This is a genomic window from Pseudomonas sp. P8_241, assembly GCF_034008315.1.
In the GTDB taxonomy this organism is placed as follows: domain Bacteria; phylum Pseudomonadota; class Gammaproteobacteria; order Pseudomonadales; family Pseudomonadaceae; genus Aquipseudomonas.
On sequence record NZ_CP125377.1, the window covers coordinates 4,440,660 to 4,467,043 of the forward strand.

The 26,384-nt window shown below is 59.5% G+C and carries 19 protein-coding genes; 6 read left to right on the top strand and 13 right to left on the bottom strand.

Annotated features, from left to right (window positions below; translation table 11 throughout):
• Positions 1-7: 7 nt before the first annotated feature.
• From QMK58_RS20010 to QMK58_RS20020, 3 genes are read right to left on the bottom strand one after another with little or no spacing between them, the layout of a single operon-like run.
• Positions 8-874, bottom strand: coding sequence for a sugar ABC transporter permease (locus QMK58_RS20010; RefSeq protein ID WP_320395305.1), 867 nt, complete (start codon positions 872-874; stop codon positions 8-10).
• The gene (locus QMK58_RS20015; protein WP_053161461.1) at positions 871-1,983 is read right to left on the bottom strand and encodes an ABC transporter ATP-binding protein; all 1,113 of its coding nucleotides are present in this window, start codon (positions 1,981-1,983) and stop codon (positions 871-873) included. The genes QMK58_RS20010 and QMK58_RS20015 overlap by 4 nt, the downstream gene beginning before the upstream one ends.
• The gene (locus QMK58_RS20020; RefSeq protein ID WP_053161462.1) at positions 1,983-3,077 is read right to left on the bottom strand and encodes an ABC transporter ATP-binding protein; all 1,095 of its coding nucleotides are present in this window, start codon (positions 3,075-3,077) and stop codon (positions 1,983-1,985) included. Before QMK58_RS20020 ends, QMK58_RS20015 begins: the two co-directional genes overlap by 1 nt.
• Positions 3,078-3,412: 335 nt before the next feature.
• Here QMK58_RS20020 and QMK58_RS20025 point away from each other — a divergent pair, with 335 nt between their 5' ends.
• Positions 3,413-5,245 carry a sigma-54-dependent Fis family transcriptional regulator gene (locus QMK58_RS20025; RefSeq protein WP_053161463.1) on the top strand — a complete coding sequence of 611 codons (1,833 nt, stop codon included), beginning with the start codon at positions 3,413-3,415 and terminating at the stop codon, positions 5,243-5,245.
• Between the two features lie 199 nt (positions 5,246-5,444).
• Here QMK58_RS20025 and cysS read toward each other — a convergent pair whose 3' ends face one another.
• Together cysS and QMK58_RS20035 are read right to left on the bottom strand one after the other, a co-directional pair.
• Positions 5,445-6,827: a cysteine--tRNA ligase gene (cysS, locus tag QMK58_RS20030; RefSeq protein WP_320395306.1), complete on the bottom strand. Its 1,383-nt coding sequence runs from the start codon at positions 6,825-6,827 to the stop codon at positions 5,445-5,447.
• Positions 6,828-6,842: 15 nt separating this feature from the next.
• Positions 6,843-8,540, bottom strand: a complete 1,698-nt coding sequence (locus tag QMK58_RS20035) for a glutamine--tRNA ligase/YqeY domain fusion protein (protein WP_053161465.1) — start codon at positions 8,538-8,540, stop codon at positions 6,843-6,845.
• 267 nt (positions 8,541-8,807) lie between these two features.
• On the opposite strand from QMK58_RS20035, the gene QMK58_RS20040 reads away from it, so the two are divergent.
• Positions 8,808-9,311 (top strand): peptidylprolyl isomerase, encoded by a 504-nt coding sequence (locus QMK58_RS20040; RefSeq protein ID WP_053161466.1) that lies wholly within the window; start codon positions 8,808-8,810, stop codon positions 9,309-9,311.
• Entirely contained in the window at positions 9,308-10,060 is a 753-nt protein-coding gene (locus QMK58_RS20045) for a UDP-2,3-diacylglucosamine diphosphatase (RefSeq protein ID WP_053161467.1), read from the top strand. The genes QMK58_RS20040 and QMK58_RS20045 overlap by 4 nt, the downstream gene beginning before the upstream one ends.
• Before the next feature lie 109 nt (positions 10,061-10,169).
• Here QMK58_RS20045 and QMK58_RS20050 read toward each other — a convergent pair whose 3' ends face one another.
• The 7 genes from QMK58_RS20050 to QMK58_RS20080 form a co-directional block, all read right to left on the bottom strand.
• Complete coding sequence (locus QMK58_RS20050; RefSeq protein ID WP_053161468.1) at positions 10,170-11,702, bottom strand: DHA2 family efflux MFS transporter permease subunit; 1,533 nt, start codon at positions 11,700-11,702, stop codon at positions 10,170-10,172.
• Positions 11,703-11,889: 187 nt separating this feature from the next.
• Complete coding sequence (locus QMK58_RS20055) at positions 11,890-13,092, bottom strand: efflux RND transporter periplasmic adaptor subunit (RefSeq protein WP_053161469.1); 1,203 nt, start codon at positions 13,090-13,092, stop codon at positions 11,890-11,892.
• Between the two features lie 15 nt (positions 13,093-13,107).
• Positions 13,108-14,577, bottom strand: a complete 1,470-nt coding sequence (locus tag QMK58_RS20060; RefSeq protein WP_320395307.1) for an efflux transporter outer membrane subunit — start codon at positions 14,575-14,577, stop codon at positions 13,108-13,110.
• Positions 14,574-15,047 (bottom strand): MarR family winged helix-turn-helix transcriptional regulator, encoded by a 474-nt coding sequence (locus tag QMK58_RS20065; protein ID WP_053161471.1) that lies wholly within the window; start codon positions 15,045-15,047, stop codon positions 14,574-14,576. Before QMK58_RS20065 ends, QMK58_RS20060 begins: the two co-directional genes overlap by 4 nt.
• A 207-nt stretch (positions 15,048-15,254) precedes the next feature.
• On the bottom strand, positions 15,255-18,929 hold the full coding sequence (locus QMK58_RS20070) for a translocation/assembly module TamB domain-containing protein (RefSeq protein ID WP_320395308.1): 3,675 nt from the start codon (positions 18,927-18,929) through the stop codon (positions 15,255-15,257).
• On the bottom strand, positions 18,926-20,653 hold the full coding sequence (locus QMK58_RS20075) for an autotransporter assembly complex protein TamA (protein WP_053161473.1): 1,728 nt from the start codon (positions 20,651-20,653) through the stop codon (positions 18,926-18,928). Before QMK58_RS20075 ends, QMK58_RS20070 begins: the two co-directional genes overlap by 4 nt.
• Positions 20,654-20,730: 77 nt before the next feature.
• Positions 20,731-21,381, bottom strand: a complete 651-nt coding sequence (locus QMK58_RS20080) for a GNAT family N-acetyltransferase (RefSeq protein WP_053161474.1) — start codon at positions 21,379-21,381, stop codon at positions 20,731-20,733.
• 233 nt (positions 21,382-21,614) lie between these two features.
• Here QMK58_RS20080 and xthA point away from each other — a divergent pair, with 233 nt between their 5' ends.
• Positions 21,615-22,427, top strand: coding sequence for an exodeoxyribonuclease III (gene xthA, locus QMK58_RS20085; RefSeq protein WP_320395309.1), 813 nt, complete (start codon positions 21,615-21,617; stop codon positions 22,425-22,427).
• Between the two features lie 140 nt (positions 22,428-22,567).
• Entirely contained in the window at positions 22,568-23,908 is a 1,341-nt protein-coding gene (locus tag QMK58_RS20090) for a substrate-binding domain-containing protein (protein WP_053161476.1), read from the top strand.
• A gap of 82 nt (positions 23,909-23,990) precedes the next feature.
• On the opposite strand, the gene QMK58_RS20095 is transcribed toward QMK58_RS20090, so the two are convergent.
• Entirely contained in the window at positions 23,991-25,220 is a 1,230-nt protein-coding gene (locus QMK58_RS20095) for an acyl-CoA dehydrogenase (protein ID WP_053161477.1), read from the bottom strand.
• A gap of 164 nt (positions 25,221-25,384) precedes the next feature.
• On the opposite strand from QMK58_RS20095, the gene QMK58_RS20100 reads away from it, so the two are divergent.
• Positions 25,385-26,320, top strand: a complete 936-nt coding sequence (locus tag QMK58_RS20100; protein ID WP_053161478.1) for a LysR family transcriptional regulator — start codon at positions 25,385-25,387, stop codon at positions 26,318-26,320.
• Positions 26,321-26,384 lie beyond the last annotated feature (64 nt).

Here is a 26,384-nt window from a genome sequence, read left to right on the forward strand (position 1 = left end):
GATGGCCTCAGCGGTTGGCGTCGGAGTGAGTCATGGCGGTGTAGAACAGCCAGGACACCAACAGAATGATCAAGAAGTACACCAGCGAAAACGCAGCGGCCGGCCCCAGGTCGAACTGCCCGATCGCCATTTGCGTCAAGGTCTGGCTGAGGAAGGTAGTCGCGTTGCCCGGCCCGCCACCGGTGAGCACGAAAGGCTCGGTGTAGATCATGAAACTGTCCATGAAACGCAGCATCACCGCGATCAGCAGCACACTCTTGAGCTTGGGTAACTGGATGTGGCGGAACACCGCCCAGGCCGACGCCCGGTCAATCCGCGCCGCCTGGTAGTACACGTCCGGAATCGCCCGCAGACCGGAGAAGCACAACAGCGCCACCAGCGAGGTCCAGTGCCAGACGTCCATCACCAGCACCGTGACCCAGGCGTCCACGGTATTGGCTGCATAGTTGTAGCTGATGCCAATGGCATTGAGGGTAGAGCCGAGCAAACCGATGTCGGCGCGGCCGAAAATCTGCCAGATGGTGCCGACCACGTTCCACGGGATCAGCAAGGGAATCGCCAGAATGATCAACACCACCGACGACCAGCGGCCCTTGGTCGGCATGGTCAGGGCAATCGCGATGCCCAAGGGGATTTCGATCAGCAGCACGCAGGCCGAATAGATGAACTGGCGCAGCAGAGAGTCGTGCAGGCGCGGGTCGAGCAGCACTTGTCTGTACCAGTCGGCGCCGACGAAGTAGCGGCTGGACTGGTCGAAGATGTCCTGCACCGAGTAGTTGACTACCGTCATCATCGGGATCACGGCACTGAACGCCACCAGCAGAAACACCGGCAGCACCAGCCACCAGGCCTTGTTGTTCTGCACCTTGTTCATCGCTGCACCTCCGTGGCTTGCGCCTCCAGCAGGAACTCGTCGGCGTAGACCATCAGCCACTGCGCCGGAAAACTGATGTACGCCGTGCCTTGGGGCACCGGTTTGTCTTCGGCCAGACGCACTTTCAGCGGAGCCCCATCAAGGTTCAGGGTCATGATCTTGTAGGTGCCGAGGTCTTCCACGTGTACGACATTTGCCCGCAACGCGTCATCAAAGGCTTCGTCCCACACATGGATGAACTCCGGACGAATGCCGACCTTCAGGGTTTTCCACTCCGATTCAGCAATGCGCTGCTGCATGACCTCGGACAACGGCAGATGGGTCGACGCGAAACCGACACCACCCGGTTGTGGCTGCACCTCGATCAGGTTCATGCCCGGGCTGCCAATGAAGTAGCCGACGAAGGTATGGCTCGGCCGCTCGAACAATTCCCGTGGGGTGCCAAATTGCACGATCTGCCCGCCGTACATCACCGCAATCTTGTCGGCGAAGGTCGACGCCTCCAGTTGATCGTGGGTGACATAGACCATGGTGATGTTGAACTGCTCATGAATCTGCTTGAGCTTGCGTCGCAGCTTCCACTTCAGGTGCGGATCAATCACCGTCAGCGGCTCGTCAAAGAGAATCGCCGACACGTCATCGCGCACCAGTCCGCGGCCCATGGAGACTTTTTGCTTTTCGTCGGCGGTGAGGTTGCGGGCTTTTTTACTCAGCAGGTTCTGAAGGTCCAGGACTTCGGCAATTTCCTGCACCTTGCTGTGAACTTTCGCCTCGGCCATGCCCTGATTGCGCAGCGGAAAGGCCAGGTTATCGAACACCGTCATGGTGTCGTAGACCACCGGAAACTGGAAAACCTGAGCGATGTTGCGTTTTTCCGGGGTCAGGTTGTTGACCGCTTTGCCATCGAACAGTACATGACCCTGGGATGGACTGAGCAGACCGGAAATGATGTTGAGCAAGGTCGATTTGCCACAGCCAGAAGGGCCGAGCAATGCATAGGCGCCGCCCTGCTCCCAGATGTGGTCCATCTCGCGGATTGCGTAATCCTCCGGTCCCGCCGGGGATTTACTGTAACTGTGTGCGAGGTTCTGCAAACGGATTTCGGCCATCAGGCAACCCTCGCGATACGCCGGCCGGGCGCCTGGACCAGCCGTCCCTGCGCATCGAACACAAACAGTTTGTGGGTGGGGATGTAGATGCGGATCGGCGCATCGACGTCGTATTCATGAACGCCGGGCAGGTGCAGCACCAGCAGGAAATGCTCGTTGCGCACGTGCAGAAAGGTTTCCGAGCCGCTGATCTCCGCGACTTCAACCGTCACCGCCAGTTCGAGATCGTCGTCATTGCTCGGCACCAGCGAGATATGGCTGGGCCGCACGCCGAAACGGAACTCGCCCTCGCCCACCGGGCGCAGATCGACGTTCAGCGGAAAGTGCACGAAGTTGGCGAAACTCACTTCGTTGCCGGCAATGCGACCCGGCATCAGGTTGATCGGCGGCTCGGAAAACAACTCGGCCGCCAGCACTGTCTGTGGCTGGTGATAGACCTCGGACGACTGCCCGCTCTGGATCACACGACCTTCATGAAGAATGGTCGTGGTGCCGCCCAGGGCCAGGGCTTCGTTGGGTTCGGTGGTGGCGTAAATGGCAATGGTGTGGCGCGCCTTGAACAGCTCACGCATTTCCTGGCGCAGTTCTTCGCGCAATTTATAGTCAAGGTTGACCAGCGGTTCATCGAACAGGATCAGCTCGGCATCCTTGACCAGTGCCCGAGCCATGGCCGTGCGTTGCTGTTGACCACCGGAAAGTTCGAGAGGATGGCGCTGGAGAAACTTCTCGATGCGCAGCATTTTCGCGGTTTCCAGCACTTTACTCAGGATCTGTTCGTTGGAAATCCCGGCCTGCCGCAATGGCGAGGCGATGTTCTCGAACACCGTCATGGTCGGGTAGTTGATGAACTGCTGATACACCATCGATACATTGCGCAACCGCACGGGCCGTTGGGTGACATCGACGCCATTCATCAGGATGCGGCCGCTGTCGGGCTTGTCCAGACCGGCCATCAGGCGCATGAGACTGGTTTTGCCGGACAGCGTGCGGCCGAGCAAAACATTGAAGGAACCGGGTTCGAAACTCAGGTTGGCATCGTCGATCCAGGTCTGGCCCTCGACGGTGCGGCTGACGTGCTCCAGGGTGAGTGACATGGCTCGGCCTTTTTATTTTTTTGAGTCAAGCGACCAGAGCACTAAAGCGACATTTGTGCCAAAAATCTCAAGCTATTGATTCAGTTTGGAAATCCTTGAAATCGAGGGAAGCCTGCGTTCGTTGCTGAACACAAATGAACAACTGGAAATGAACAATTGAACAGTTGATCCATTGACAGTGAACAATAGTGAACAACACTCTATGGACTGTTCACGGCCACCTGTAGGAGCCGGCTCCTACAAAGGCGTGGCGCGTCGGAACCGTCACGTGTGAGATTCAACGTGATGTGCAAAACCCATAACAACAATAAAAGCTTGCCCAGAGATCGACTGCCATGGCCGCCCCCGCTTCGCCGCTGTCCCACGACGTCATCATCCAGGACTCCTGGTCACGCTGCCGCGCGTTCGGCCTCAGTCATCAAACCCCACCGGCATTCGATCAGCTACCGGCCTCGGACATTGCACAATTGCTGGAGAGCCAGCATTCGCTGGTGCAGACCACCCATCAGGAAGTGCTGCCGTACTACGAGAACATTCTCAGCAACTCCAACTGCCTGATCATGCTCGCCGACAATCAAGGCCAGGTGCTGACGTCCTGGGGCACCCAGCGCTTTATCGAACCGAAACTGACCCGAGGATTCAGCGCCGGTGCCAGCTGGATGGAACGGTGCAGCGGCACCAATGCCATCGGCACCGCGCTGGCCTGCGAACAAGCGGTGCACATCGAGCATGACGAACACTTCCTCAAGGCCAACCGTTTCATGACCGGTTCCGCCGCGCCGATTTTCGATGCCGAGCGCAAGGTCATCGCCGTGCTGGATGTGTCCAGCGACAGCTATCTGCCACCCTCTCATACCTTGGGCATGGTCAAGATGATGAGCCAGACCGTGGAAAACCGGCTGATCCTCAACCTGTTCCACGGCCAGCATTTTCAGTTGACGTTCAACACCGGGCTGAACAACCTCGACAGCCAGTGGGCCGGGTTGTTGATTATCGATGACAGTGGACAGGTGTTGTCCGCCAATCGCCGCGCCGATAATTTGCTCGGCGTTCGGTTGTCTCGGGTCAGCGTCGAAAGCCTGTTCAAGGTTTCACTGCTGGAGCTGTTGAATCAACCCGAAGGCCTGCCCTTCTCGCTTCAGGCTTGCGGACGCAATCGCTTCCAGTGCCTGTTGAAAAGACCAAAGCAGGTGCCGATTCAACCAAGAGTCTTCACCGAACCTGCGGTGGCAAACCCGGCACCGATCAGCCTCAACACTCTGCATTACGGCGACAGTCGCGTGGAAAAAGCCGTGCGCCAGGCCGAACGCTTGCTGGAAAAAGACATTCCGTTGCTGATCCACGGCGAGACCGGCGTCGGCAAGGAAGTTTTCGTCAAGGCCTTGCATCAGGCCAGCTCTCGGAGCAAACAGGCGTTCATTGCAGTGAACTGTGCGGCGATCCCCGCTGAACTGGTTGAATCAGAACTGTTCGGCTACGAGAAAGGCGCGTTCACCGGTGCAAATCAGAAAGGCAGCATCGGCCTGATCCGAAAGGCTGACAAAGGCACACTGTTTCTCGACGAAATCGGCGATATGCCGCTGCCAACCCAGGCACGTTTGCTGCGGGTATTGCAGGAGCGTTGCGTGCAACCGGTGGGCAGTAGTGAGCTGTTCCCAGTGGACATCCGCATCATCTCTGCGACAAACCGTTCGTTACGCGAACAGGTGCAGTTGGGGCGCTTCCGCGAGGATTTGTACTACCGCATTGGCGGACTGACCCTGGAGCTGCCGCCCTTGAGGGAACGCAGTGATAAAGAGGCGCTGTTCAAGCGCCTGTGGGAACAGCACCGCGAACCGAGCCAGTGGGCCGGTCTGAGCCGCGAGGTGCTGGAACTGTTCAGCCGTCACCCGTGGCCGGGCAATTTGCGCCAGGTCAGCAGCGTGATGCAGGTGGCACTGGCCATGGCCGAAGAGCAGCCTGTCCGGCCGGAGCATTTGCCGGATGATTTCTTTGTTGATCTGGAGATGGAGCCGGTGGAGACGGCGGAACCGATTGCCGTGGACTTGAATGACGTCGAGGATTTGAATCGGCAGTTGCAGGCGGCTGGGGGGAATATTTCGTACTTGGCCAGGCGGCTTGGGGTGAGCCGTAACACCCTTTACAAGCGATTGCGTCAGACGGAATGATGGGTTGCCCGGACGGGCCCTATCGCTGGCAAGCCAGCTCCTACAGTGCCAGAGGTGTACGTAAATTTGGCGAACGGCGCGACCTTGTAGGAGCTGGCTTGCCAGCGATGGGGCACGCCCTGTCAGAGCAGAATTAGCGAGCAGCCCCTAAAAACAAAAACCCGCACAAGGCGGGTTTTGTTTGTAACGACTACAGCAATCAGTCAGCCAGACGCCAGGTCGTGCCGCCCTTGCCGTCTTCCAGCACCACGTCCATGGCGGTGAGCTGGTCGCGGATGCGGTCGGATTCGGCCCAGTCTTTACCGGCACGTGCCGCCAGACGCGCAGCGATCAATGCCTCAACTTCGGCTGCATCGACGCGCCCTTCGGCACCGGCTTGCAGGAAATCATCGGCTTCAAGCTGCAACACACCCAGCACGCTGGCCAGTTCTTTCAAACGGGCTGCCAGACCGGCCGCGGCATTGAGATCGCTCTCGCGCAGACGGTTGATCTCTCGGACCATCTCGAACAGCACCGCGCAGGCTTCCGGCGTACCGAAGTCGTCGTTCATCACTGTAGTGAAACGCTCGACGAACGCTTCGCCACCAGCAGGCGCGACTGTAGGCAAGCCTTTCAACGCATGGTAGAAACGCTCCAGAGCGCCCTTGGCGTCCTTGAGGTTGTCTTCCGAGTAGTTGATGGCGCTGCGGTAGTGGCTCGACACCAGCAGGTAACGCACGACCTCCGGGTGGTACTTGTCGAGCACGTCGCGAATGGTGAAGAAGTTGTTCAAGGACTTGGACATCTTCTCGCCATTGATGCGAATCATGCCGCAATGCATCCACGCGTTGGCGTAGGTCTTGCCGGTGGCCGCTTCGCTCTGGGCGATTTCGTTTTCGTGGTGCGGGAACTCAAGATCGCTGCCGCCGCCATGAATGTCGAAAGTCTCACCGAGGCAGCAGGTCGACATCACCGAGCATTCGATGTGCCAGCCTGGACGCCCGGCGCCCCACGGCGATTCCCAGCTCGGCTCGCCCGGCTTGGCGGCTTTCCACAGCACGAAGTCCAGCGGATCCTGCTTGGACTCGTCGACTTCGATGCGCGCACCGATGCGCAGGTCTTCGATCTTCTTGCGCGACAGTTTGCCGTAGCCCATGAACTTGCCGACGCGGTAGTACACGTCGCCATTGCCCGGGGCGTAGGCGTAACCCTTGTCGATCAAGGTCTGGATCATCGCGTGCATGCCAGGGATGTGATCCGTGGCACGCGGTTCCATGTCCGGCTTCTTGATGTTCAGGCGCGCTTCGTCTTCGTGCATCGCCGCGATCATGCGCTCGGTCAACGCTTCGAACGATTCGCCGTTCTCGTTGGCCCGGTTGATGATCTTGTCGTCAATGTCGGTGATGTTGCGCACATAAGTCAGGTCGTAACCGCTGAAGCGCAACCAGCGTGTCACCAGGTCAAACGCAACCATGCTGCGGCCGTGGCCCAGGTGGCAGTAGTCGTACACGGTCATCCCGCAGACATACATGCGCACGTTGTTGCCATCCAAAGGCTTGAAAACTTCTTTGCTCTTGGTGAGCGTGTTGTAAATGGTTAGCACGTTAACTTCCTTGAATCACTGGCCCCACGAATCACGCAGGGTCACGGTACGGTTGAATACCGGCTGACCTGGTTTCGAGTCCTTGATATCCGCGACGAAGTAACCTTCGCGCTCGAACTGGAAACGGTCTTCCGGCTGTGCATTGCCCAGCGAAGGCTCGGCACGACAACCGGTGAGTACCTGCAGTGAATCAGGGTTGATGTTGTCCAGGAAACTGGCGCTGTCTTCGGCTTTCTCTGGGTTGGCCGAACGGAACAGACGGTCGTACAGACGCACTTCGCACTCGACGCTGGCCGCAGCCGGCACCCAGTGCACCACGCCTTTGACCTTGCGGCCTTCAGGGTTCTTGCCCAGGGTGTCCGGATCGTACGAACAGCGCAGTTCGACGATGTTGCCATCGGCGTCTTTGATCGCTTCGTCGGCACGGATCACGTAGCTGCCACGCAGACGCACTTCACCGGCCGGCTCCAGGCGCTTGTAGCCCTTCGGCGGCTCTTCCATGAAGTCTTCACGGTCGATGTAGATTTCCCGGGCGAACGGCAGGACGCGCACGCCCATGTCTTCTTTCGGGTGGCACGGCAGTTCGAGGTTCTCGACCTGGCCTTGCGGGTAGTTGGTGATCACGACTTTCAGCGGACGCAGCACGCACATGGCGCGCGGGGCGCTGTGGTCGAGGTCGTCACGGATGCTGAATTCGAGCATGCCGAAGTCGACCACGCCGTCGGAACGGTTGGTGCCGATCATTTCGCAGAAATTGCGGATCGATTTCGGCGTGTAGCCACGGCGACGGAAGCCCGACAGTGTGGACATGCGCGGGTCGTCCCAACCATGCACGTGCTTCTCATCGACCAGCTGCTTGAGCTTGCGCTTGCTGGTGATGGTGTAGTTCAGGTTCAGGCGGCTGAACTCGTACTGGCGCGGATTGGCCGGCACTGGCAAGTGCTCGAGGAACCACTCGTACAGCGGGCGGTGGCTTTCGAACTCCAGGGTGCAGATCGAATGGGTGATCCCTTCGATGGCGTCCGACTGACCGTGGGTGAAGTCGTAGTTCGGGTAGATGCACCACTTGTCGCCGGTCTGGTGGTGATGAGCATGGCGAATGCGATACATGATCGGGTCGCGCAGGTTCATGTTCGGCGAAGCCATGTCGATCTTGGCCCGCAGTACGCGTGCGCCGTCCTTGAACTCGCCGGCCTTCATGCGGGCGAACAGGTCCAGGTTCTCTTCGACGCTGCGGTCGCGGAACGGGCTGTTCTTGCCTGGCTCGGTCAGGCTGCCACGGTACTCCTTGGCTTGTTCCGGGGTCAGGTCGTCGACGTAGGCATTGCCGGACTTGATCAGCTCAACCGCCCAGTCGTGCAACTGGTCGAAATACTGCGAGGCGTAGCGCACTTCGCCGGACCATTCGAAGCCCAGCCATTTGACGTCGCTTTCGATCGCGTCGATGTATTCCTGGTCTTCCTTGGCCGGGTTGGTGTCGTCGAAACGCAGGTGCGTGACGCCGCCGAACTCCTGGGCCAGGCCGAAGTTCACGCAGATCGACTTGGCGTGGCCGATGTGCAGGTAGCCGTTGGGTTCAGGCGGGAAACGGGTGACGATCTGCGTGTGCTTGCCCGAGTCCAGGTCTGCCTGGATGATCGGCCGCAGGAAGTTGACCGGCACGGCAGGGCCGGTCTTGGCATTCGAGGTAGGGTCGACAGTGGGCTTGCTCATAGGATCCTTGAACGTACAAGTGCGTGGCCGTAATGAAGGCCGGACAAAACAAAGCCGCTATCATAGCCGATGCCGTCAAGTACCTGACAGAGCGCGCTCTGTAAACCGTCGCATTTAATAGGCTGTAAATGAAAAAACAGCCTCGAAATTCGCGCCTGTCACGCTAAACTGCGCACCTTGGCCGAGACAGGCTGAACCGGTGGCGGGACGTGAGGTTCCAACACCACGAATTCCTTAAGTATGCTTCTCCTTAAAAGAGTGCTGATCATGACCCAAGTCAAACTGACTACCAACTTCGGCGACATCGTCCTCGAACTGAACGCCGACAAAGCCCCGATCACCGTGGCCAACTTCGTCGAGTACGTTAAAGCCGGTCACTACGAAAACACCGTTTTCCACCGTGTCATCGGTAACTTCATGGTCCAGGGCGGCGGCTTCGAGCCAGGCATGAAAGAAAAGAAAGACAAGCGCCCAAGCATCCAGAACGAAGCTGACAACGGTCTTTCCAACGACAAGTACACCGTTGCGATGGCCCGCACCATGGAGCCGCACTCGGCTTCCGCGCAGTTCTTCATCAACGTGGCCGACAACAGCTTCCTCAACCACAGCGGCAAGAACGTGCAGGGCTGGGGCTACGCGGTATTCGGCAAAGTGACTGCAGGCCAGGACGTTGTCGACAAGATCAAAGGCGTGGCCACCACCTCCAAGTCCGGCCACCAGGACGTACCAGCAGACGACGTGATCATCGAGAAAGCCGAGATCATTGAGTGATATTGCTGATTTCAGATTTACATCTGGAAGAGGAGCGCCCGGACATAACCCGGGCGTTTCTGGATTTGCTCGCCGGACGCGCCCGCTCGGCGAGTGCGCTGTACATTCTGGGCGACTTTTTCGAGGCGTGGATTGGCGACGACGCCATGACCCCTTTCCAGCGTTCCATCTGCCTGGCCCTGCGCGATTTGAGCGACAGCGGTACGGCCATTTTTCTGATGCACGGCAATCGTGACTTCATGCTCGGCAAGGCATTCTGCAAAGCGGCCGGCTGCACCCTGCTGAAGGACCCGAGTGTCGTGCAGTTCAACGGCGAACCTGTGCTGTTGATGCACGGTGACAGCCTTTGCACCCGCGACATCGGCTATATGAAGCTACGGCGTTACCTGCGTAACCCGATCACGCTGTTCATCCTGCGGCACTTGCCTTTGAGCACCCGCCATAAACTGGGCCGCAAGCTGCGCAGTGAAAGCCGTGCACAAGTACGGATGAAGGCCAATGACATCGTCGATGTCACGCCCGAAGAGATTCCGCGGATCATGCAGCAATACGGCGTGAAAACCCTGATCCACGGCCACACCCACCGCCCCGCCATTCACAAGTTGCAACTGGGCGAAGAGGCGGCACGGCGCATTGTGCTGGGAGATTGGGACAAGCAAGGTTGGGCGTTGCAGGTGGATGAGAGCGGATTTGCGTTGGCGCCGTTTGATTTCACTCCACCGCCGCAACTCACCGCACCGACAAACTAAAGCCACTAAAGCCAAACGCCCCCCTGTAGGAGCCGGCTTGCTGGCGATTGCGCTGTGTCAGCTGCATCAATGGCATCTGACACATCGCAATCGCCTGATCGCGTTCGGCTCAATGTGCCGCGGAAGCCGCAGGCCCGGCCTTGGCGGTAAACGGCGGCTTGGCCAGCCACACAATCAGAATCAAGCCCATGAAGCCCCACCCGAGTAACGTGAAGTAATCCACGGTGGAGAGCATGTACGCCTGGCTGGTCAGCACATGGTCGAGTTGCGCATAGGCCTGATTGCCGGCCCCACCCAGTAAATTAAGGGCTTCGCGGGTCGCCGGCTCATAGGTGCTGATGCTTTCACTCATGTAAGCATGATGCTGGTCGGCCCGACGAATCCAGATCCACGTGGTCAACGACGCCGCGAAGCTGCCGCCCAAAGTTCGCAGGAAAGTCGCCAGGCCGGCGCCATCCGCGATCTGGTGCGGCGGCAAGTCGGACATCAGGATGCTCAGGGTTGGCATGAAGAACAACGCCACACCAATGCCCATGAACAACTGCACCAGGGCGATGTGCTGGTAGTCCACTTCATTGGTGAACTCGGCACGCATGAAGCAGCTCAGGCCAATCGCCAGAAACGCCACCCCGGCCAGCAGGCGCAGGTCGAACTTGTGCGCATACTTGCCGACGAATGGGGAAAGCAGTACCGGCAGAATCCCGATCGGCGCTACGGCCAGTCCGGCCCAGGTCGCGGTGTAACCCATCTGTGTTTGCAACCACTGCGGCAGAATCAGGTTGATACCGAAGAACCCCGCGTAACCCAGGACCAACACCAGCGTGCCGATGCGAAAGTTGCGATAGGCAAACAACCGCAAATTGACCACCGGATGGCGGTCGGTCATTTCCCAGATCACGAACACCGCCAGGGCGATCACCGAAATGGCCGCGCCGATGAGGATGAAGTTCGATTCGAACCAGTCCAGGTCGTTACCCTTGTCGAGGATCACCTGCAACGCCCCGACGCCGATGATCAGCGCGATCAAACCGACGTAGTCCATCGGCTGATAACGGGTCTCCACCGGCCGCGCCTTGAGCTGCGAGCGCACGACCAGGACCGCGAAAACGCCGATCGGCACGTTGATGAAGAAAATCCATGGCCAGCTGTAACTGTCGGTGATCCAGCCCCCGAGAATCGGACCGGCAATCGGCGCCACCACCGTGACCATCGCCAGCAACGCCAGGGCCATGCCACGCCTTGCCGGCGGATACACGGCAATCAGCAAGGTTTGGGTCATTGGATACATCGGCCCGGCGACCAGGCCCTGCAGCACGCGAAAGCCGATCAGCTCCGGCATCGAAGTGGAAATACCACACAGGAACGAGGCCAGTACAAACAGCACCGTGGCCCACAGAAACAGCTTCACCTCGCCGAAACGCCGGCTCAGCCAACCGGTCAGCGGCAGTGCGATGGCGTTGCTCACCGCGAACGAAGTAATGACCCAGGTGCCCTGCTCCGAACTCACGCCCAGGTTGCCGGAAATCGTCGGCAAAGCCACGTTGGCGATGGTGGTGTCGAGCACTTGCATGAAAGTGGCCAGCGACAGGCCAATGGTGGCGAGCACCAGGCTGGGCGGCGTGAAAGAGGCGTTATTGCTCATCGCGAATCCTTTGAAACAGGTCTGGCGCTGCCCCGATTGCCGGTGCAGCTGATCCTGTGGGAGCGAGCCTGCTCCGGGCGGCGTTCCGACGATTGCGTCGGTTCAGTCGACTTTGATGTTGAATGTCAGTCCGATATCGCGAGCAGGCTCGCTCCTACAGAGGTCGGGTTGATGGCGGATTGGCGAATCAGCGTTGCGCGGTCTTGCTGACGGCGGCGCTGTTGTCGTGGATCAGTTGCGCGATCATTGCGTCGGCCTCGACCAACTGACGGTCATAGATGCTGGTACTGAATGACGCCTTTTGCGGCGGCTGTTGTGCCAGCACCGGGCCGCTCTGATCGCGAAGGTTCACGTCAACCGTGGTCGACAGACCGACACGCAATGGATGTTTGGCCAGTTCCTCGGCATTCACATGAATTCGCACCGGTACACGCTGGACGATCTTGATCCAGTTCCCGGTAGCGTTCTGCGCCGGCAGCAAGGCGAACGCACTGCCGGTCCCGGCGCCGAGGCTGTCAATGGTGCCGCTGAATGTCACTTCGCTGCCGTACAGATCGGTTTCGATGTCCACGGGCTGGCCGATGCGCATGTCGCGCAGCTGAGTTTCCTTGAAGTTGGCGTCGATCCATAGCTGATCCAGCGGAATCACCGCCATCAGCGCCGTCCCCGGCTGCACGCGCTGACCGAGCTGCACCTTGCGTTTGGCCACGTAACCGGTGACCGGTGCGATCAAGGTGCTGCGGGCATTGTTCAGGTAGGCCTGACGCAATTGCGCCGCGGCGGCCATCACGTCAGGGTGCGAGGACACCACGGTATCGTCGACCAAAGCGCTGCTGGTCTTGAGCTTCTGCTGGGCATTGGTCAGTGCGTTTTGCGCCGAGGCCAGGTCATCGCGGGCGTGGGACAGCTCTTCCTGGGAAATCGCCCCGCCAGCCGCCAGGTTCTTCCGGCGACTGAAGTTGTCCTGCGCCTTCTGCACTTCGGCTTTCTGCGCGTTGACCTGGGCTTTCATGCCGTCGACATCGCTGTACAAACCGCGAACCTGACGCACCGTGCGGGCCAGATTGGCCTGGGCACTTTGCAAACCGACTTCAGCGTCGTTCGGGTCGAAATTCACAAGCACCTGGCCTTCATGCACCAGGTCGCCATCGTCAGCGCCGATGCTCACCACGGTACCGGTGACCAGCGGGGTGATCTCTACGACATTGCCGTTCACATAGGCGTCGTCGGTACTTTCGCTCCAGCGCCCGTAAAATTCGTGATAAGCCCAGACGCCCGCGCCGCCTAGCGCGACAACCACGGCAAGCGCCAGCAACATGAGCTTGCGCTTGCCCGAGTCGGGATTGGTCGGGGTGTTTTCCGGGGGTTGAGTTGTATCGGCGATGTCCATGAAAAATACCTTGAATTAGTGGCTCAGCGAGGCTGGCGAAGTGTTGGCAGAGGCAATGGTGTCGGGCGTAAAGCCGCCGCCCAAGGCCTGCATCAGTTGAATCGACAGATCGATCTGCTCGGCATTCAGGCTCGCCAGCTGACGCTGGGCCTGGAGCAATTGCTGTTCGATGCTGAGCACGTCCAGATAATTGCCGACGCCGGAACCGTAGCGCTGGACCACGGTGTTGTAGGAGTCCTGGGCGATGTTGGTGGCGTGCTGCTGGGCCGCGATTTGCCGACCGATATCACGCAACTGATTGATGCTGTCGCTGACATCGCCCAGCGCTCTCACCAGGCTTTTGTTGTACTGCGCGACCGCGAGGTCATAATCGGCATCCCGGGAATCGAGGTCGGCGCGCAAGCGTCCGCCATCGAAAATCGGCACGGAAATCGTCGGCGCGACATTAAAAAAGCGACTCGCCGAACCGAACATTGCATCGCCCAATAACGATTCGGCACCGGCGGCGGCGCTGAGGTTCAGGTTGGGATAGAACTGCGTTTTCCCGGCGTCGATGCTTTTGCTCGCCGCCTCGACTCGCCAACGTGCTGCCACCAGGTCCGGACGGCGACCGAGCAACTCGGCCGGGAGCACTGAAGGTAGCGCTACCGCACCTGGCTGAAGAATGTTTGGACGGGCTATTTCATTACCGCGATCCGGGCCTTTGCCGAGCAGCACAGCCAAGGCGATCTTCGCGCTGTTGAGGCGTTTTTCGGCGTCGACCAGATTGGCCTGAGAAGTGGCTTCCAGACTTTCGGTTTGTTGATATTGGTATTGGCTGTCGATCCCGGCGCGCAGGCGGCGCTGGCTCAAATCGAGCATTTGCCGGGTGCGTTTGAGGTCTTCGTTGGACAAGTCATAAACAATGTGTGCCTGGCCCAGATCGCTGTAGGCACGGGCGACATCGGCTGCCAGGGTCAATTGCGCGGCCTGTTGGTCGACTTCGGCGGCGCGCGCCTCGCCCAACGCAGCCTCCCACGCGTCACGCTGACCACCCCACAGGTCGAAGGTGTAGTTGAAGCCGGCGGAGATGTTGCGCACGGTGGCATAGGCATCGCCCTGGCCTCGTGGATCCTGATCCTTGGCGAACCGCGAACGGCTGACACCGGCGCTGGCATCCAGGGTCGGCATCCGTGCGGCATCGGCGGCATACGCGGCGGCACTGGCTTGATGGGCGCGGGCCTCGGCGATCTGCATATCAGGGCTGTCGCGCAGGGCCTCGCGGATCAGGCCGTCAAGTTGCGGATCACCCAGGCTTTTCCACCAGTCGCTTCTCGGCCATGCGGCGGGCGACAAGGTCACGCCGCTGAGGGATTGCCCGGCCTGGAGATTTTTCGCGTCGAGCCTCACCCCTTCGGTTTTCAGACCACTGTAACTGGCGCAACCGGCCAGGCTCATGGCCAACAACACCTGGCTCAGTCCGGTACGCAAGGTTTTACTACTCATTTGTTGCCTACCCGCTGCAGGGTGAGCGAGTCACCGGCGGCTACCAGAATTTTTTTCAGAATCGACTCCAGCGCTTCCAGTTCTTCGGCTGTGATGGCGACGGCCAGTTGATTCATGGCTTCGGCGCCGATGTGCGGCAGACGGTCGGCCAGCTTCAGCCCTTCCTTCGTGAGGACAAGCTGAACCTGACGGCGGTCCGCCTCGGAGCGTTGACGGACAAGGAAATTTTTCTGCTCCAGACGATCGAGCATGCGGGTCATCGAGCCGCTGTCCAGGGACAGATGACGGCACAGGTCGCCCGGTGAGTCGACGCCGTACTGGGCGATGATGATCAACACCTTGAACTGCGCGGCGGTGATGCCGTGGGGTTCCATGTGACTGTCGAGGATCCGGTCTTTCAACAGGGCAGCTCGGCCGAGCAACATGCCCAAATGGCAGTTCTTGAAGTCGTCGGGAGAGAAGTGATTCATTTGCTCACCTAATAACTGCCTAGGCAGTGAATGTATGAGCAGATGTTACTGCCTAGGCAGCTAATGTCAACGCAATAGTTAGCCTGCTTGGTAAATAGTTGACCAATGGAGTAGGAAATGCAAAAAGTCGCAGTCTTCGGCAGCTCCTACGGGGTTTTGTGTACCCCGTAGGAGCTGCCGAAGGCTGCGATTTTGATGTGAAGGCGGCTAGAAGTCCCGCTTGTAGAAAATGTCCAGCGAGCTGGCAATGCCACTGGCAGCTTCGAGATAAACCTTTTTGCTCAGTTTGTAACGCAGAGCAATGGTGTTGGCGGGTTCAAACACCCCGACGCCATAACGCAGGCTGAGCTTCTCGGAAATGTTGCCGCTGGCCACCACGCTGGTGGTATTGCCGCTCCCCTCGGTATCGAGCTGAAAGTCCTCGATCCCCAGATTCTTGGCTAGTCCTCCGGTCACCCCGGCACTGCCCATCAAGCCCAACCCGAGTGCCGCCTGCGCCAGCATGTTGTTGTCTTCACCGTTAGTGCTCAACGGACGGCCGAGCACCAGGTAGGACAACGCCTGCTCCTGGCTCATGGCCGGTTCGGAGAAAATCTGCGTGGTCGGTTGCTCGGCACTGCCGCTCAGGCGAATGCCGGCGATCACGTCGTCGGTCTGGCGTATCGCTTCGATGTCCAGGTACGGCTGATCAATCGGCCCGGCGAACAGCAGCCGCGCCCGACGTACCGAAAGCCGCTGCCCGTAGGCGCGATAACGACCGTCGTTGAGCCACAGTTCGCCACGGGTGTCCATGTTGTCGCCGATGTGGACATGCCCTTGGACATTGGCGGTCAGGCCGAACCCGGCGAAGCTCAGCTTCTCTTCGCCGACCACCACTTCAATGTCCATTTTCATCGCCAGCGGCGGCTTGCCCTCTTCGGTCTGCTGACCGACGATCACCGTGTCATCGGAGACTTTGACCGTCGAAGGCGGCAACTCGCGAATGGTGATGTCGCCCTTGGGTACCATCACTTTGCCGGCGATGGCCAACTCGTCACCCTTCATCGAAACTTTCAGGTCCGGTGCCACCTCCAGCTTGGCGTAAGGTTCCACCGTCACCGGCAACTGCGAGCCCTTGAGCGCCAGGTCCACCACCAGCGCCTGCCCCCAGGCGATGTTGCCGTTCAAGGTCCCCTGCCCGCTCTTACCGCTTTTCCAACCGCCGTTCAGTTGCACGTTTTCGCCGGCAATGAGCGCTTGCAGGTTGAGGTTTTTGAGCTCCATCGGCAACTCGGGGCCGGACACTTCGCCGTCGCTGAGTTGCAGGCTGCCATTGACCTGCGGCGCCAACAGACCACCGGAGATCGTACCGCTGCCATTCAAACGGCCCGTCAGTTTCTCGACCATGGGTACAAACGGCCGCGCCACCGACAGGTCCAGCCCATTCAAGCGGAATGAGCCCGACACCGGTTTGTTCTTGGGCAACGGATTGATCTGCGCCTGGACCATCAGTTCGCCGAGCTTGGCACCGGCGAAATTGAGGTCGGTGTCGATGCGTTTAGGCGTGAGCTTGCTGGTGAGCTTCAGGGTCTGGTACGGGAAATCGATCCACTGGTCTTTTTCCTTGATGCGCAACGTACCGCCACTGGCGTCGACGCTGATCAGGCCATTCGGGCCACCGGCCGGCAGGTCCAGTTGCAGGTCGGCATTGAGCCGACCCTGCCAGGTGAAATCCTTGGGCAGCCATTGCGCGAGGCTTTCGATAGGAAATTGCTTGAGGTGATAACGCAGCTTCGGCTCCGGCATCAGGCGCGAGTCTTCACCGCACAGGCTGGCCTGGCCGGATGCCCAGCAATGGGCGCCAAAGTTGATTTTACCGTCCGCCAGACGTTCGAGTTTCGCCGGGCCTTGCAGTTTCCAGTCCTGCCCGCCGGCCTGAATATCACCGCTGGCCAGGCGTCCGCGCCAGTTGCCTTTGTCCAGCGCGCCGTCGAGTCCCAAGGCCAGCTTCAGCTTCGGCCCTTGCAGGTCGAGGGCGAGTTTCTGGTTCTTGATGTCGCCCTGACCGCTGGCGGTCAACGTCCCCAGTGAAGTGTCCCCAGCCTGGATGCCGCTGCCCTTGAGGTCGATTTTCGCCCGTTGCGCACTGTCGAGGGTGGCGTCGAGGTTCAGGCTTTGCAGGCGATTGTCCTGAAAAACCAATTGAGTGCCCTGCAGCCCGAGCTTGCCTTGCGGTGCCTTGAGGCTCCCGGCGAGATCTACGCGGCCATTGATTTGGCCGCGAAGCTCGGGCCAGAGTTGCGCCAAACGCGTCAGCTTGATGTCGATCTGTCCGGCGAGTTTCTGTTGCAGGCTGCCCTTGCCGGTGATGCTGTTGTCACCGAGGCGAATTTGCAGTGCATTGAGGTTCCATTGCTCACCGGCCCCGTCCGCCTTGGCCTCGATCACTGCCGGTTGGCCGCGCAATTTGCCCTTCAGGTCCAGGTCGGCGTTAAGGCTGAGCTTCTCGTTTTTCATCTCGCCTTTACTGCGCAACGGCCCCGCCAGCGTGCCCGGAAGCTCCGCGACCCAGTACGCCGGGTTGATGGCCGACAGGTCCAGCGCGGCGTCCCAGGCAATGCCATCGGCGAATTGCAGGTTCAGATGGCCTTCGGCTTTGCCCTGTCCGGCCTGGAGTTGAATCTGTTGCAGGTAGACCTTGGTCAGGTCTCCGGCAAACGGGCTCGCCAGGGTGAAGGCACCCGCCGGGCCATCCGCCGCCGCGTCAAAATGACCAAGGTACTTGCCGTCGGTGTAGGAGACTTCACCGTTAAAGCGGCGCAACGCCACTTCCGGTTCATCGATCAGCGGATACAACCGGTGCCACGGGAAGTCCAGCCAGTCGATCTTCGCTTCGGCGCTCAGGCCTTTGCTCCAGTCCAGTTGCCCCGTGAGCTTGAGGCTTTGCTTGTCGTTGGCGGTCAGGTCCAGCGCGGCGATTTGTGCGCCGTTGGCGTCGACCTTGCCTTGCAGCACCAGCGCGACCGGGCCTTCCTCGGCGGGCAAACTCGCCTTGCCTTGCAGCGCGTAACCTTTTTTCAGGTCGCCGGCACCGGTCAGCTCCAGCTGATTGAGTTGCAGGGTGTCGGGCAGGTCGACGCTGGGCTTGAAGCCATCAGCGGTGATGCGTACCTTGGCCGGCAGGTTTTCAACCAGCGGTTGCAGCTCACCCGTCAGTTGCCCATTGAGGTAACCGCTGCTGTCGGCTTTCAGCTTCAGGGTTTTCAGCAAGTCGCCATCAACCTTGAGTGACAGTGCCCACGGTTCGGTGCCCGGTGCAGGCAGGGTCAGTTTGCCTTCAGCTTTGAGCGGCCAGTGGCCCGTCGGTTGCAACAGACCGGACAGGTTCAGGCTCAGTTCATCGCGCTGCAATTTCACTGAGTCGATCTGCAAGCCGTTGACCGTCCAATGCGCCGCCAGTTGCAAGCCCTTGAGCTGCTCGGTGCCATTGAACAACAGGCTGGCGACCTGGATGTCTCCCAGTTCGAGCGATACCGGCAAATTCAGATCCGGCAGCGTGATCGGCCCGCTACTGTCGTCTGCGGCACTCGGTGGAAATTGCAGGCTGACCTGATCGACCTTCAGCTGCTCGATGCACAGCGTCATGCGTGTCAGGCACAGCGGTGACCAGGCGAAAATGACCTTGTTCAGTTCAACCCGGCTGCTGTCCTGCTGCCACAGCACGCGGTCGGCGCTCCACTGTCCGCCCAATCGTCCCTGAAAGTTGTCCAGGCTCAAACCCGGCACGAAACCCAACGCCCAGCGGCTGCCCGTCGCCGTGCCCAGCACCGTGGCCAGGGTCAAAATGACCAGCGTCAGCAGCGCAAGAATCGCCAACAGCGTTACTTTCAAGCCACGATTCACAGCTCAGGCCCCATGGAAAAGTGCAATCGAATACCGCCATCGTCGTCCAGTGCATGGGCCAGGTCGAGGCGAATCGGCCCCACCGGTGACACCCAGCGCACGCCGATACCGACCCCGGTCTTGAGGTTCGGCAATTCAAGCGTATTAAAGGAGTTGCCTTGGTCGACGAACGTCGCGACCCGCCACTTTTCGGCGACGGAGTATTGATATTCCGCACTGGCGGCAACCATGTAACGGCCACCAATGCGGTCGCCTTCATTGTTTTCCGGCGACAGGCTTTGATAGTCGTAACCACGCACGCTCTGATCACCACCGGCGAAAAAGCGCAGTGAAGGTGGTATGGACTTGTAGCCATTGGTGGCGCTGCCGCCGATCTGGACGCGCCCGAGGAATCGGTGTTTATCGAACACTGTGGTCAACCCTTTGACTAGCGCCGTGCCGTAGAGCAGGTTGTTATCGGAGCCCAGTCCTTCCTTGGCCACTTTCGATTCGAACTGCAGGCGGTAGCCATTGTGCGGGTCGATGCGGTTGTCGCTTTTAAGGTACGAATAGCTCACACCCGGCATCAGCAAGGTACTGAGCCCCGAATCGTCGCCCAGTTTGTATTCTTCGCGCTGCCATTTGAGCGACACCACGCGCTGCCAACCGCTGGGCAACTTGCTGTGCCATTCAGGGCCGATCGTCAGCAGCTTGCTGAGGGTGTCGGTACCGGCGATTTCTTCATTCTGATAGCCGCCGGCAAACCGCAGTTTGTCGGTCAGCGGCGGATCCAGCGGGATGTCATAGAACAGGCCGACGTTTTGCCGTGGCGCCGAGACTTCTGTTTCCCAGCCATAACTGTGCCCTTGCGGATTGACCCAGTGCCGGGTCCAGTTAGCCTTGACCCGCGGCCCGACGTCGGTGGAATAACCCAGCCCCAGGCCCATGGTCCGGGGTTTGCGGGTATCCAGTTCGACGTCCACCGGGATGACATTGTCTTTGGAGGCCGCAGGCGCCGCGTCCACACGCACACTTTCGAAGTAGCCGCTCGATTGCAGGTTCTGATTGAGCTCGGCGATCATTTCCGAGTCGTACGGCTCGCCGGCCTTGAACGGCACCATGCGTTGCAGCAGGTCTTCGTCGAACGGCGTGTCGCCCTTGAACCCGACTTTGCCGAAGGCATAGCGCGGGCCGCTGTCGTAGATCAGCTCGATATCGGCCACACCGGCTCGCGGATCGACCGATAATTTTGAACGGGTGAAATGGCCGCTGAAGAAGCCGTAGCGCGAAGCCTGGTTCTGGATCAGCCGCTTGGCATCTTCGTAATGCCCGTGATTGAGCACCGCTCCCGGTTTGAGCGCCTCGCTCTTGGGCACGCGGAAGGTTTTGAGGGAGGCCGCAGGACCATCGATGCGTATTGTGACGTTGCGCAAATGCACCGGTTCGCCCGGGTCGATGGTCAGTATCAGGCGCGGCTTCTCGCCGCCCTTCACATTACTGTCAATGTGCGGCTGGTAGTAGCCCAAGGCTTGGGCGGCCTTGCGCGCCTGTTCCTCGGCGCCGCGACTGAAGCGCTGCAAGGCTTCTTCGTCACGATCGCCGAGGCTGCCGATATAGCCCTCTATATTGGCCTTCAGTTCATCGTTGGACGGTTTGATCCGCACATCCAATTCACTTTGCGCCAGTGCCGTACAGCTGGAAATCAGCATCAGCACGCCACTGGTAATTCTTCCTGGAAACTTCATAGGCGCGGATGCTATCACGAGCATGATTGATGAACACGGGAGCGTGATAGAGCCTGCTTTGCGCGGAAAGTTCGGTGCTAAGCCGTTGCGCTATGTAACACCTGCGGATTGGGGTGAAAAAACACGTGCTCGCGGATCGGCCCTATCGCCACTTCGCCAATTTCCTCGTAACCCTGACGCTTGTAGAATTCCAGGTAGCGAGGGTTGCCGGTGTCGAGGATCACGCCTTGCGAGTTTTCATCCACGGCGCACCAGTTGTGCACGGCTTGTAACAATTGCTCTCCGAAATGCTTGCCCTGAAATTGTGGATGCACGCCCAGCAACGGCAGAACGTGTACCGAGTCGTTCGGTACGCACGCCGCCACATCATCGTGATATTCAAGGTAGCGTCGCGTGCATCGAAAACCGGTACTGAGCACCATGCGCAGACGCCAGGCCCAACTTTCAGTGATACCCAGGCGGCGTTGCGGCGGTGCAATCAGAGCGATGCCGATCAAGCGATCATTGACCAACAGGCCGATGGCCGGCAGATCCTGGAGAAAATGCTGCGTGACCAGTTCGCGCACAGTCGCGCGAACCCGCTGTTCATAACCGGGGCGTTCGGCTTCGAACAGATAGGCGAACGTCGGCTCGTGTCGGTAGGCCTGATACAACAGGGAGCGTGCTTCGCGGGCGTAGCCGCTGTCGAGCATATGTATATCGGCAATGGTGGTAGAGGTTTCGGGCATGACGGTCGTTCTCCCCGGCACAGCTCGGGTGGCTGCGCTCTTGTTGTTACGAGCTCATTTGGGCGCACACAGTTCCTTGCGGATCGGGATTGAGTGTAGGCAATGAAATCGCCTACGCGAGCAAGCTCGCTGCCAATACATCGCTGACAGACATAGTCCAATCCCCTCACCCCAACACTGGCCCGATTCCTACATGTCAGCTAGCATCGCCCTTTTTGCCAGGACTGCCGACCATGAAGATCGTCTCCTTCAACATCAACGGGCTGCGCGCCCGTCCCCATCAGTTGGCGGCGCTGATCGAAAAACATCAGCCCGACGTGATCGGGTTGCAGGAAACCAAAGTCCACGACGAACAGTTCCCGCTGGCCGAGGTTCAGGCGCTGGGCTATCACGTGTATTTCCACGGGCAAAAAGGCCATTACGGCGTCGCTCTGCTCTCGCGCCAGGAGCCGCTGGCCCTGCACAAAGGTTTCGCCACCGATGAAGAAGACGCCCAACGGCGTTTCATCTGGGGCACTTTCGCCGACGCCAATGGCGTGCCGGTGACGATCATGAACGGTTATTTCCCACAGGGAGAAAGCCGCGACCATCCGACCAAATTTCCGGCCAAGCAACGCTTTTACAGCGACTTGCAGCAATTGCTGGAGAGCCAGTTCAAAAACGAGCAACCACTGGTGGTCATGGGCGACGTGAATATCTCCCCGGAAGACTGCGACATCGGAATCGGCCCGGACAACATGAAGCGCTGGCTGAAAACCGGCAAGTGCAGCTTTCTGCCGGAAGAGCGCGAGTGGATGGCGCGCCTGAAGAATTGGGGCCTGACTGACAGCTTCCGGCATTTGAACCCGCAAGTGGAAGATGTCTTCAGCTGGTTCGACTACCGCAGCCGTGGTTTTGAGGACGAACCCAAGCGCGGGCTGCGTATCGACGTGATCCTCGCGTCCCACGGCCTGTTACCGCGGGTCAAGGCGGCCGGTGTCGACTACGAACTGCGCGGCATGGAAAAACCTTCGGATCATGCACCGATCTGGCTTGAATTGAGCTGAAAAGCAAAAGATCGCAGCCTGTGGCAGCTCCGAGATATTCCTGTAGGAGCGGCCACAAGCTGCGATCTTTTGACTGTCATCTTTTAGCAACCTCACTGACTTAATCTCCCGGCACCTCCTTTGGCTATTAAGGTGCCGGCATGATGCTGCGCGTGTTGTTCCTGTTGACCCTCAGCCTTGGCCTGTTGCCAGTGGTCTCGGCTGACAATTTGCCGATCCCCGAACACGGTCCGGTGCTGCGCATTCAGGGTTCCAACACCATCGGCGCGGCGCTGGGTCCGGCGCTGGTCGAGGGAATGATGCGTGAGCAGGGTCTGCGCAATATTCATCGCAACCTCACGGACACGACCAACGAACTGCATGTCGTGGGTGAAACCGGACAAGGCCGCCAAGTCATCGTGGAAGTGGCGGCCCACGGTTCCAGCACCGGCTTCACCGCACTGAAAACCGGCACGGCCGATCTCGCCACCTCATCGCGCTCAATCAAGGACAGCGAACTGGCCAGCCTCGAACCCCTGGGCGATCTGAAGAACTCCACGGCCGAACAGGTCATCGCCATCGACGGCCTGGCGATCATCCTTCATCCGGACAATCCGCTGAATCAACTCGACACCCTGCAATTGGCGCGTATCTTCAGTGGCGACGCCAAGACCTGGGAAGAAGTCGGCGGACACGGTGGGATGATTCATCTGTATGCACGGGATGATCAGTCCGGCACCTACGACACGTTCAAGGATCTGGTCCTCAACAGCCGTGGAAAAACGCTGAGCAGCACCGCCAAGCGCTTCGAATCCAGCGAACAACTGTCCGACTCTGTCAGCGCTGACCCGCAAGGCATCGGTTTTATCGGCCTGCCCTACGTGCGCCAAGCCAAAGCCGTGGCCATCGTCGACGGTCAATCGCAAGCCATGCTGCCACTCGACAGCCTGATCGCCACAGAAGACTACCCGCTGTCCCGACGCTTGTTCTTTTACCTGCCACCGACGGGGAAAAATCCCTGGGCCCAAGCACTGGTGGCCTACGCCCAAAGCAGCCAGGGGCAAGCGATCGTCGCCGCCAACGGGTTTGTTGCCCAGACCGTCCAGGCCATGGCCGTCACGCCAAATGCGTTGATGCCAGAGGGGTATCAGGCTCTGAGTCGCCATGCCCAGCGTTTGTCGGTAAATTTTCGCTTCGAAGAAGGCAGCGCCAGTCTGGACAACAAGGCCCGGCAAGACCTGTCGCGCGTACTCGACTATATAAAGCAGCACGGCAAAACGGCTGGGCAAGTGACGCTGGTAGGGTTCGGCGATGCCAAGAGCGACCCCGCACGTGCCGATCTGCTGTCAAAACTGCGGGCCATGGCGGTACGGCGGGAACTGGTGAAAGACGGCGTGGTGTTTCGTGAGATTCGTGGATTCGGCGCCGAAATGCCGGTGGCTGCCAATAGCGAAGATGAGGGGCGGATCAAGAATCGGCGGGTTGAGGTTTGGGTGTATTGAAAAGATCGCAACCTTCGGCAATTCCTACAGTTGCATGCGTATCCTGTAGGAGCTGCCGAAGGCTGCGATCTTTTAGCTTTTCTTAATGCCCGCTGCGCATCATCTCTTTGGGCACATATTTGCCGATTTCAAATTTGCCGATGGCAGCACGGTGCACTTCGTCCGGGCCGTCGGCCAGGCGCAGGGTGCGCTGCATCGCATACATGTAGGCCAGCGGAAAATCGTTGGAAACCCCTGCCCCGCCATGCATCTGGATCGCCCGGTCGATAACCCGCAAGGCCACGTTCGGCGCCACGACCTTGATCTGTGCGATTTCGCTCTTGGCCACTTTGTTGCCCACGGTGTCCATCATGTACGCCGCTTTCAATGTCAGCAGGCGCGCCATGTCGATCTCCATCCGCGAGTCGGCGATCTTGTCGATGTTACCGCCCAGGCGTGCCAGAGGCTTGCCGAACGCTGTGCGGTTCACCGAGCGTTTGCACATCAGTTCCAGTGCGCGTTCGGCCATGCCGATCGAACGCATGCAGTGGTGAATCCGGCCCGGGCCAAGGCGACCTTGAGCGATTTCGAAACCACGTCCTTCACCCAACAGGACGTTTTCGTACGGCACCCGGACATTTTCAAAGTGCACTTCGGCGTGACCGTGAGGTGCATCGTCATAACCGAACACTGGAAGCGGGCGCACGATCTTCACGCCGGGGGCATCCACCGGCACCAGAATCATCGAGTGCTGGGCGTGGCGCGGCGCATCCGGGTTGCTCAGGCCCATGAAGATCAGGATTTTGCAGCGCGGGTCGCACGCACCTGAGGTCCACCATTTCTTGCCGTTGATCACCCACTCATCGCCATCGCGCACGGCACGGGCGGCCATGTTGGTGGCGTCGGAGGACGCAACGTCCGGTTCGGTCATGGCGAAGGCCGAGCGGATCTCGCCCCGCAGCAAGGGTTCGAGCCAGCGTTGTTTCTGCTCTTCATTGGCATAACGCACCAGCACTTCCATGTTGCCGGTGTCCGGCGCCGAGCAGTTGAACGGCTCAGGCCCCAACAGCGAGCGGCCCATGATTTCCGCCAACGGCGCATATTCAAGGTTGGTCAGGCCAGCACCGAGCTCGGACTCAGGCAGAAACAAATTCCACAGGCCTTCAGCCTTGGCCTTGAGTTTGAGTTCTTCCATGATCGCGGTCGGCTGCCAGCGATCGCCTTCAGCGACCTGACGCTCGAACACGGCTTCAGCGGGATAAACGTAGTTGTCCATGAACGCTGTCACGCGCTCACGCAGTTCCTGAACCTTGGGCGAATAAGCGAAATCCATGAGCGAGATACCTTCTTGGGGGAGGTTGTTTAGGTCATGTATCGATGCTAGAACAGCGTTGATAATTTACCTAGCCTATTCTCGGCGTGTATAAACATTCATCACCGATATATGATCGGCTGATCTACAAGAGCAGCCCGCCCACACAATAAGAGTGCCGCGTAATGAATCTGAGCAAGGTCGACCTCAACCTTTTCATCGTCTTCGACGCGATCTACACCGAAGCGAATCTGACCCGTGCCGGGCAGATCGTGGGCATCACCCAGCCAGCGGTCTCGAACGCTCTGGCCCGCCTGCGCGAGACCTTCAACGACCCGCTGTTCGTGCGCACAGCCCAGGGCATGGTGCCTACACCGATGGCACAGAACATCATCGGCCCGGTGCGAAACGCCCTTTCGCTGCTTCGAATCTCCGTGCAGGAAAGCCGCATATTCAACCCGCAACAGGCGAACAAGACCTACCGCATCAGCATGACCGACCTTACCGAAGCGGTGATCCTGCCGCCGCTGTTCCAGCGACTGCGCCGCCTCGCACCAACGGTGATCATCGAAAGCTTCCTGTCCAAGCGTCGCGAGACGACCAAGGAACTGGCAGCCGGCCGCCTCGATTTCGCCGTGGATGCCCCCCTCAATACCGACCCGCAAGTGCGCCACGTCAAGTTGATGGAAGACCGCTACGTGTGCGCCATGCGCAAGGGGCACCCGCTGGCGGCCAAGGAAAAGCTTACCCTCGACGACTACCTGGGGCTGACGCACATCCATATTTCCAGCCGTCGCAGCGGCCTCGGCTATGTTGACCTGGCGCTGGGCAAAATGGGCATCCAGCGCAAGATCGCCCTGCGCTCCCAGCATTACTTGATGGCCTCCCAGGTGATGCAGCAGACAGACATGGTCATGACCGTGCCGGAACGTTTTGCCCGTCGTAACGATTTGCACGCCTTCAATCTGCCGGTCAACGATGTGCCGCCGGTGGAAACCCACCTCTACTGGCACGAAAGCACCGACCAGGATCCAGCCAACCGCTGGATGCGCGAGCAGATGATCGAGTTGTGCCAGCAGGTGACGGCGCATGAGAAGAAGTTCGACGCTAAAATGGTGTAAAGCCATTCAAAAGATCGCAGCCTGCGGCAGCTCCTACACGGATACGCATTTTCCTGTAGGAGCT

Coding starts and splice junctions, on each gene's coding strand:
- QMK58_RS20010 (WP_320395305.1), bottom strand. CDS start 874: ATGAACAAGGTGCAGAACAACAAGGCCTGGTGGCTGGTGCTGCCGGTG.
- QMK58_RS20015 (WP_053161461.1), bottom strand. CDS start 1,983: ATGGCCGAAATCCGTTTGCAGAACCTCGCACACAGTTACAGTAAATCC.
- QMK58_RS20020 (WP_053161462.1), bottom strand. CDS start 3,077: ATGTCACTCACCCTGGAGCACGTCAGCCGCACCGTCGAGGGCCAGACC.
- QMK58_RS20025 (WP_053161463.1), top strand. CDS start 3,413: ATGGCCGCCCCCGCTTCGCCGCTGTCCCACGACGTCATCATCCAGGAC.
- QMK58_RS20035 (WP_053161465.1), bottom strand. CDS start 8,540: ATGAGCAAGCCCACTGTCGACCCTACCTCGAATGCCAAGACCGGCCCT.
- QMK58_RS20040 (WP_053161466.1), top strand. CDS start 8,808: ATGACCCAAGTCAAACTGACTACCAACTTCGGCGACATCGTCCTCGAA.
- QMK58_RS20050 (WP_053161468.1), bottom strand. CDS start 11,702: ATGAGCAATAACGCCTCTTTCACGCCGCCCAGCCTGGTGCTCGCCACC.
- QMK58_RS20055 (WP_053161469.1), bottom strand. CDS start 13,092: ATGGACATCGCCGATACAACTCAACCCCCGGAAAACACCCCGACCAAT.
- QMK58_RS20060 (WP_320395307.1), bottom strand. CDS start 14,577: ATGAGTAGTAAAACCTTGCGTACCGGACTGAGCCAGGTGTTGTTGGCC.
- QMK58_RS20065 (WP_053161471.1), bottom strand. CDS start 15,047: ATGAATCACTTCTCTCCCGACGACTTCAAGAACTGCCATTTGGGCATG.
- QMK58_RS20075 (WP_053161473.1), bottom strand. CDS start 20,653: ATGAAGTTTCCAGGAAGAATTACCAGTGGCGTGCTGATGCTGATTTCC.
- QMK58_RS20080 (WP_053161474.1), bottom strand. CDS start 21,381: ATGCCCGAAACCTCTACCACCATTGCCGATATACATATGCTCGACAGC.
- xthA (WP_320395309.1), top strand. CDS start 21,615: ATGAAGATCGTCTCCTTCAACATCAACGGGCTGCGCGCCCGTCCCCAT.
- QMK58_RS20090 (WP_053161476.1), top strand. CDS start 22,568: ATGATGCTGCGCGTGTTGTTCCTGTTGACCCTCAGCCTTGGCCTGTTG.
- QMK58_RS20095 (WP_053161477.1), bottom strand. CDS start 25,220: ATGGATTTCGCTTATTCGCCCAAGGTTCAGGAACTGCGTGAGCGCGTG.
- QMK58_RS20100 (WP_053161478.1), top strand. CDS start 25,385: ATGAATCTGAGCAAGGTCGACCTCAACCTTTTCATCGTCTTCGACGCG.